The 7,704-nt window shown below is 71.1% G+C and carries 5 protein-coding genes and 1 pseudogene; 5 read left to right on the top strand and 1 reads right to left on the bottom strand.

The features are described 5' to 3' along the window. Positions 1-38 precede the first annotated feature (38 nt). From ACH4E7_RS45055 to ACH4E7_RS45035, 5 genes and pseudogenes are all read left to right on the top strand, one after another. Positions 39-647 carry an RNA polymerase sigma factor gene (locus tag ACH4E7_RS45055; protein WP_396255039.1) on the top strand — a complete coding sequence of 203 codons (609 nt, stop codon included), beginning with the start codon at positions 39-41 and terminating at the stop codon, positions 645-647. Positions 648-796: 149 nt separating this feature from the next. Further along, positions 797-2,024, top strand: a pseudogene (locus tag ACH4E7_RS45050) (ISL3 family transposase). A 194-nt stretch (positions 2,025-2,218) separates the two neighbouring features. Next, positions 2,219-2,644, top strand: a complete 426-nt coding sequence (locus ACH4E7_RS45045) for a hypothetical protein (RefSeq protein WP_396255038.1) — start codon at positions 2,219-2,221, stop codon at positions 2,642-2,644. 266 nt (positions 2,645-2,910) lie between these two features. Next, complete coding sequence (locus ACH4E7_RS45040) at positions 2,911-4,509, top strand: alpha/beta hydrolase (RefSeq protein ID WP_396255037.1); 1,599 nt, start codon at positions 2,911-2,913, stop codon at positions 4,507-4,509. 234 nt (positions 4,510-4,743) lie between these two features. Next, positions 4,744-5,334, top strand: coding sequence for a transposase (locus tag ACH4E7_RS45035; RefSeq protein WP_396255036.1), 591 nt, complete (start codon positions 4,744-4,746; stop codon positions 5,332-5,334). Here ACH4E7_RS45035 and ACH4E7_RS45030 read toward each other — a convergent pair. Continuing rightward, positions 5,321-6,541: a hypothetical protein gene (locus tag ACH4E7_RS45030; RefSeq protein ID WP_396255035.1), complete on the bottom strand. Its 1,221-nt coding sequence runs from the start codon at positions 6,539-6,541 to the stop codon at positions 5,321-5,323. The two genes, ACH4E7_RS45035 and ACH4E7_RS45030, sit on opposite strands and share 14 nt — an antisense overlap. Between the last annotated feature and the right edge of the window lie 1,163 nt (positions 6,542-7,704).

Raw genomic sequence — 7,704 nt, 5'->3', positions numbered from 1 at the left:
CCCATCCGCATAGCGCATACCAACGGCATAGCGCGTAGATGAGCATCAGTCAGCCACACAAACAGGCCAATCACCTCGAAGCGCCAAGGTCAGTAGCCTTCCAAGGCTTCCAGGAACTCCACGCCCAGCCCTACTTCGACTACGCGCTCACCGTCCTCGACGACCCGGCCCTCGCACGACGCGTCGTCGACGAGGTCTTCCTCGCCCTCGTCGACCGCTGGGACCGCGTGCTGACCCAGCCCAACCGCCACGCCTACGCCTGGGCCGCGCTGCGCCACACGGTCGAGGCGCAGCGGGTCCGGGACGAGGAGCACCGCCTGCTGATCGAGCGGGTCGTGTTCTCCATCGTGGTGCACCGGGAGGCGGAGCCGCTGATCGCCGGCATCGACGCCGACGTCACCGACCTGGAGATAGGTGTCTCGGTGGCGGCCGCGGTCCTGGAGCTGTCGGGTGTGAAGTTCGACGTCACCGTCCTGCGCTACCTCAACAAGTACAGCGTTGCGCGCACGGCCCGGGCGATGGGCAGCGACGAGACCACCGTCCGCTCGCTCACCTCCCAGGCCAAGGCCAAGATCGAAGCCCGCCTCGCGCCGTGCCGCCTGCTGCGCCCCGGCCCTTGCGGGCCGAAGGGTCCCGGACCTCCTTAAATCTGGCTCTCCTGCCGCATGTGTGGGTGCGCTGATCTACGGCTGGACGTGAAACACGCCGTCCTCTGTGATCCTTGAGGTGTCGAAGCCCAAGTTTGATCAAGCAGAGAGACGGCGTGCCTGCCTTCAGCATATGGAAGCGCACCCTGATGGTGGAAAACACCGTGGTCGAGGCGGTGCGCTGGGATGAATCGGAACAGTGTGTAGTCGCGTCGGTGCGGCCTGACGCGCGGCGGCGTGGGCGGTGCGGGCTCTGTCAGCGCCCGGCTCCTTGGTACGACCGGGGACGCGGCCGGCGCCGGTGGCGCGACCTGGACCACGGGGCGGTGCGGGTGTTCCTGGAGGCGGATGCCCCGCGGGTCGCCTGCCGCCGGCACGGTCCGACGGTGGCAGCGGTGCCGTGGGCCCGGCACGACGCCGGGCACACCCGGGCCTTCGACCAGCAGGCGGCGTGGATGGCCGCCGAGTGCTCCAAGAGCGCGGCGGCCGAGCTGCTGCGCTTGGCGCACGGTCGGGCGGATCGTCGAGCGCTTCACCGCCGACCGTGACCGGGGCACGGACCGGCTGGCGGGGCTCGCCCGGATCGGGATCGACGAGATCTCCTACCGCAAGGGCCGGCGCTACATGACCGTCGTGGTCGACCACGACACCTGCCGGGTGGTGTGGATGGCCGACGGCCACGGCACCGACGTCCTCACCCGGTTCTTCGACGAGCTCGGCGAGGTTCGAGCCGCACGGCTGACACACATCAGCGCCGACGGCGCCGCCTGGATCGCCCAGGTCATCGCCGAGCGGGCACCGGGTGCGCTGCGGGTGATGGACCCCTTTCACGTGGTGGCCTGGGCGACCGAGGCGTTGAACACCGAGCGCCGGGCCTCGTGGAACCGGGCCCGGCGCGAGCTGGGCGACCGGGAGCGGGCGAGGGCGTTGAAGGACTCCCGTTTCGCGTTGTGGAAGAACGCCGAGGACCTGACCGACCGCCAAGTGGCCAAGCTCGCCTGGATCGCGGCCACCGACCCGCGGCTGCACCGCGCCTGGCGACTGAAGGAAGCCCTGCGCTCCGTCTTCGCCCTGGCCAAGCGCCGCCCCACCGCGGCCCTCAAGGCCCTGGACCAGTGGATCGGCTGGGCCCGCCGCTGCCGCATCCCCGCCTTCGTCGACCTCCAGCGCACGATCAAGCGCCACTACGACGCTATCCGCTCCGCGCTGATCACCGGCCTGTCCAACGGACTGATCGAGAGCACCAACACCAAGACCCGCCTGATCATCCGGCGCGGTTTCGGTTTCCACTCCGCCGACGCCGTCATCGCCCTGGTCATGCTCACCCTCGCAGTCCCCCGCCCTACTCTCCCAGGACGACAACCCACGACAGCCTGACCCACACATCAGGCAGGAGAGCCTTAAATCTTTCGGTGTCGACCGTCATCCGCTCCGACTCCCGCAGCCCCTACGTTGGGCCACGGCCGGGGCACGGGATGCGCCCCGGCAGCCCCGGGCGACAGTCGACGCCCGATCGGTCGCGAACAAGGCTGGCCCCGACGCCGGGTCGGTCGGGGTGGGAGGACGGACGGATGGCAGTGGGCAAGGCCGCCACGATCAATCAGGTCGAGCAGACGGTGCGGGAGATGGATCCGACCGATCCCCCGCTCACCGTCTTCGGCGTGTTCCTCGACAACAACCCGTGGCTCTCCTGCCTGCTCAGCGGCGGCAACCTCGACGCCGACACCTACTTCGTCACCGCCACCGCACGGTCCGTCCACTTCCACCAGGTCAGGGCCAAGGGGCTGGGGCAGCGGCCGGGCGACCTCGTCCACAGCTTCGACCGGGATGGCGCGGTACGCCGCATGGGCGAGGTACGCCGCCAACTGCTCTGGAGCTCCTTCCCGTTCGCCCTCCCCGGGCACGACGCGCCCACCCGGATGAACGTCCGCCTCGGCTGGCGGAAGGAGTTCGCACGGTTCACCGCCGACCTGGACACGGCCGCCGCACGGCGCTGACCCCCGGGCGGCAGCGACCGGCGCGACAGCCCGCCGGGAGGTACCGGGAAGCCCCGAAACCCCGGGCGGACCGCACCGAGAGATTTCCCGAGAACATCCTGACGCATTGTCAGTCCACGACTTGATCCGACGGGAGCGAGAGTCCGGCCCCTCGGCCAGGCACGACGGGACGGAACGCGCCGCCGCGCCGGACCACCGACCGCCGACGGCCGAGGCCGTCCACACCGAATCATCGTCACACCCGATCCCGCTCGACAGGAACCACCATGACCACCCACCGGACCGGCCGCCGCCTAATGCTGGCGGCACTCGCCGCCGGCAGCCTACTGCTCACCACCGCCTGCAACGACCTGACGCCCGACCAACCGGCTGACGCCGGCACCGCCGCGAAGCCCGCCGGAGCCGACGACCCCCGGCTCGGCGCGTTCTACGGCCAGCACATCGACTGGCACGCCTGCCAGCCGGACTCCGAGAGCCGACCGGTCGACCTGACCGGGCTGCAGTGCGGCGAACTGCGCGTTCCGCTGGACTACGCCAACCCGGCCGCCGAAGCGCTCGGCGTCGCGCTGGTCCGGCTGCCCGCGGCCGACCCCGCCCAGCGGGTCAGCTCCCTGGTGGTCAACCCCGGCGGACCCGGCGGGTCCGGCGTGGAGATGGTCGAAATGGGGCGAAAGCTCTTCGACGGCGGCCTGCACAACCGCTTCGACGTCGTGGGGTTCGACCCGCGGGGCACCGGGGCGAGCTCCCCGGTGACCTGCCTGACCGACCGGCAACGGGACGACCGCAACCAGGTGGACCTCCCCGTCGACCCGGCGAACCGTCGTGTGGTGCTCGAACAGCGGAACAAGGAGCTCACCGCCGCCTGCGCGGCGAAGTCGGGCAAGCTGCTCCCCTTCGTCGGCACCCGCAACACCGCCCGCGACCTCGACGTCCTGCGCCAGGCGCTCGGCGACCCGAAGCTCAACTACCTGGGCATCTCCTACGGCACCTTCCTGGGCGCGCTCTACGCCGAGGAGTTCCCCGCCCGGACCGGCCGTCTGATCCTGGACGGCGCGGTCGACCCCGCCGCCGACACCCTGGACAAGTTCACCGACCAGATCATCGGCTTCGAGTCCTCGCTCCGGCGCTTCGCCGACGACTGCGTCCGCGCCCACGCCGCCGAGTGCCCGCTCGGCAGCGACCCGGACACCGCGGCGAAGAACGCCGCGGACTACCTGGAGAGCCTGCACGACCACCCGCTGGACACCGCCGGCGGGCGCAAGCTCACCAGCGACCTGGGCTGGGCCGGCACCCAGGCCCTCCTCTACGGCGACGAGACGGACGCCTGGCCGGCCCTGCGCGCCGCCCTCACCATGGCCATGGTCCGCCAGCGCGGCGACCTCCTCCTCGCGTCCGCCGACCACTACAACGGCCGTGACAAGAAGGGCCACTACACCACCCTCAGCGACTCCAACAACGCGATCTCCTGCGCCGACGGGGCCGCCGCCGCGCCGTCCCCGGAACGCGCGCAGCAGGTCGTGGCCAAGCTCAAGGCCGAGGCCCCGCTGGTCACGCAGGGCGTCTCCGTCGAGGACTACCAGCACGGCAGGTGCGAGAACTGGCCCTTCAAGTCTCCCGAGAAGCCGCACGTCGTCCGGGCCGAGGGCAGCGCCCCGATCCTGGTCGTCGGCAGCACGGGCGACCCGGCCACGCCGTACGCCGCCGCGGAGAACCTGGCCAAGGACCTGGCCCACGCCACCCTGCTCACCCGCGAGGGCGAGGGGCACGGCGCCTTCGGCCGGGGCAACACCTGCATCGACGCGGCGTACGAAGCCTATCTGGTGGCCGGCACGATGCCCGCCCCCGGTACCCGCTGCGCCAACTGACACCCGAGCCCGCCGGCCCGGAGCACCCCCCGCTCCGGCCCGGCGCCCCCTCCCCGGTCCGTCCGACCATGCCCTGACAGGACGGACCGGGGAGACACCGGTCAGCGGCGCGGGCGAGGCCCAGGTCGGCGACCTGGGCCTCGCCCGCGGGATGCCGAACGTACCCGTCGGCAGTTCGGCTCAGGAAGTGCAGCCGGGCACCGATCCGATCGGCCGGCAGTTGTTCGGAGTGTTGTGGACCACCCGGCTTCTGACCAGGGTCGTGCTGCCGAGGGCGTCCTGCCAGATACCGCCGCCGTTGCCCGCGCTGTTGCCTTCCACCGACGACCTGGTCAACGTGCTCGTGCCGGCGTTGTAGATGCCGCCACCGTTGTCGAAGGCGCTGTTGTGGGAGATTTCCGAGTCGTCGACCCCACCGAGGTCACCGCCGCCCAGATCCGTGACCTTCTGGAGCGCCTGCGTGAGGCCGGACAGTGGCGTCAGGGGGATTCCGCGGTGTTGTTCGTCCTGGACTCCGGCTACGACATCGTGGGTCTGACCCGGCTTCTTCGCGACGAGCCGGTGCGGCTGCTCGGACGGATCCGCTGCGACCGTGTGATGCACGCCCCGGCCGGCCGTCGTAAAGGGCCTTGGCCCGGACGTCAGCCCCGCCACGGCGAGGAGTTCCGCCTCGCGCACCCCGCCACCCACCCGACTCCCGCGCAGGAGTCCTGGTCTCCGCTCCGGACGATCCGTGGTGGGAGGACCGGGTGCTCCAGTGGTGACATGTGTGACGAATTCCCATGTCAGTTCCGTGCGGACCAGCAGTCGTTCAGGGGCCGATGAGCAGGCAGGTCACTAGCAGGGCGTTGAGTTCGGGATGGAAGCGGTAGACCATCGTGATGCGGCGGCGGTCGTCCGGGGTCTCGGTGAATTCGAGTATGTAGTCCTCTGTCCGGTCACCGCGGTTCGGGCGGTACAGTCCCATCCGCGGGATCCATTCCAGCTCGCGGTGGGCCGAGGACACGGACTCCGACTCGCGGGCGTTCAACTCGCGCAGCTGCTGCTCGGCCTGGTCGGAGTACCCGACGTAGGCCCTGGGGCCGCGGTCCTCCGGTATCTTCTGCCGCAGTTGGGCGGCGGAGGCCTCCACGGGCATGGTCAGCGCGGCGACCGCCTCAGGGGCGGTGGCGTGCTGGACGTAGGCGCGATACCGGTCGGCGAGAGCGTCCACCTGGTCGGGCGCGGCGGCCGCCAGGGCTGCCTCGAATTCGTCCAGCGTCGTCGGCACGCCGAGCGAGGCGAGGTCGGCCAGTGCCGAGCGCAACTTCGACTGCACCTCCGGCGGCACGGCCTTGCCCCCGGCCGGGCCTTGTCCCGGTGCGGTGCGGTCGATGTCATCGGCCGGGTAGCCCAGCGCCGCGTCCACCTCGTAGCGGAACTCCTCATCGACCTCCTCGCGCAGCGCCAGCAGCATGCGGGTGGCCTCCTCGGCGTAGGCGCCGCCGATATCGCGCAAGTGGTTGGCCCGGGCGAGCTCGTTCTCCCAGCCGTCGTTGGCGATGTCGTCCTGACGGATGGCGGCGGCGGCCTCGTCCCGCAAGGACGGATCGACCCGCGCCAGCATGACGGCGGCCATCCACCGCAGCTGGGCGACCCGGTAGCGCTGCCACTCGCCCGCCTGCGGGTCAGCGATGGCGGCACGCAGCGCGGCGACGGCCTCGCCGCGGAACTCCGGACCCAGGGCGGCGAGGGCCTCGGCGGCCCAGATCCGGTCCTCGTCGAAGTCACCCGACACCGCCGCCGGACCACGCAGCCGGTCGGCCAACTGCTCCCGGTACCGAAGGGCGAACCCGGACAACGCCTCGGCGATGTGCGATGCCACCGACATCGGGAACTCCCGGCGCAGCAGTGACGACGCTGCGAACTCCTGCTCGTCCTCTCCGGCCGCCCCGAGCCGCCGCGCCGCCTCCCACCGTGCGATCCCCACCGTGGCGGGATCGCGCAGCGTCCGCCGCAGCGCGAGCAGTTCCCGGCCGGTCAGTCGTTTCATCCGTGCTCCAAAGTCCAGCGAACGGGAGCCGAAGGGCGCCCGAGCGGAGTGTAGGAGACGGGGCTGACACTGGTGGCGTCACGGCTTCGGCGCCGGTGCCCCAAGCCGCCGCCCACGTTAGTGGCAGCAGCAGTTGCCGCCGGCTCGATCGGGGGGAGGCGGGTTCGCTATGGGGTGGCGGTGGGGGTGCGGGTTGGGGTGATGGCGGAGCTGGGATTTCGCTGGCTGGTTGAGAAGGTTTCGGGTTGGGGTGGGGCCGGGCGGGTCGGCTCTGGCGGGTGTTTGGTGTTGCTGGCGGAGAAGCCGGTGGGCGCTGGGCTGGTGGTTTCGCGGATGCGGTGAGGGAGTTGCTGTTCCTTCGAGACGCTTTCTGGGTGTGGCGGGTTTGGTGAGAGCCCGGTAGGTGGCCCTCGCGGGGGCATCCACCCTGCGGGGCTGTTGATCCCTGGGCGCGTCCGGCGGTGCCGGCCGGTCCGGCCTGCCGGACGCCCTGGAGCCGCCCCGCCGCGGTCCTGGACCTATCAAGCCAACCCGGATGCCCCACAGCCCGCCCGGCGGCCCCCAAGCAGGCCGCCGCCACCGCTGCGCCGGGTCGGCGGCCGGGGTGAGGAGCATCCGGACGCCCCGTCCGTACCGGGAATGCGGAAGGATTCTCTGACGGTCGGTTTCTGATACGCGTCAGCGGGGGATTTTCCGGCATCGCTTATGGGGGCAGCGGGTGTGGCGGGATTCCCTGTCGGGCATTTTCTGATACGTATTTCTCCGGGCCGCTGTCCGGGGCTTTTCCTGGGGATGGGGACCCCCGTTCCGGCGGGATCCTCTGACGGTCATCAACTGATACGTAGAGTGGCTCCGGGATCCTGGCCCTACGCAGAGCGGGGCCCACCCCGCTCTTACGTTCCGTCACCAACCCCCAAGGGGGGCGTCGACCCACCCCCTCCCCGGCCAGCTTGCCCCGGAGCGTCAGCGGAGGGGCTTTCACCTGGGCTGAAGCGAAGCGGAAGCCCAGGTGGGGCATGGAGCGAAGCGGAGTGCCCAGGCCGGGCGCAGCCCGGCCGGACTGACCGAAGGTCAGTCCACGGACACGCGGAGCGGGTCCGTCCACCCGCCGAAGGCGGGTGGCGAACGGAGGGCCGAAGGCCCGTAGGGACCCGCTCCGCGGG

The sequence above is a fragment of the Kitasatospora sp. NPDC018058 genome, from assembly GCF_044327205.1.
Taxonomy (GTDB): Bacteria; Actinomycetota; Actinomycetes; order Streptomycetales; family Streptomycetaceae; genus Kitasatospora.
This window is presented reverse-complemented; position numbering and strand designations above follow the sequence as displayed.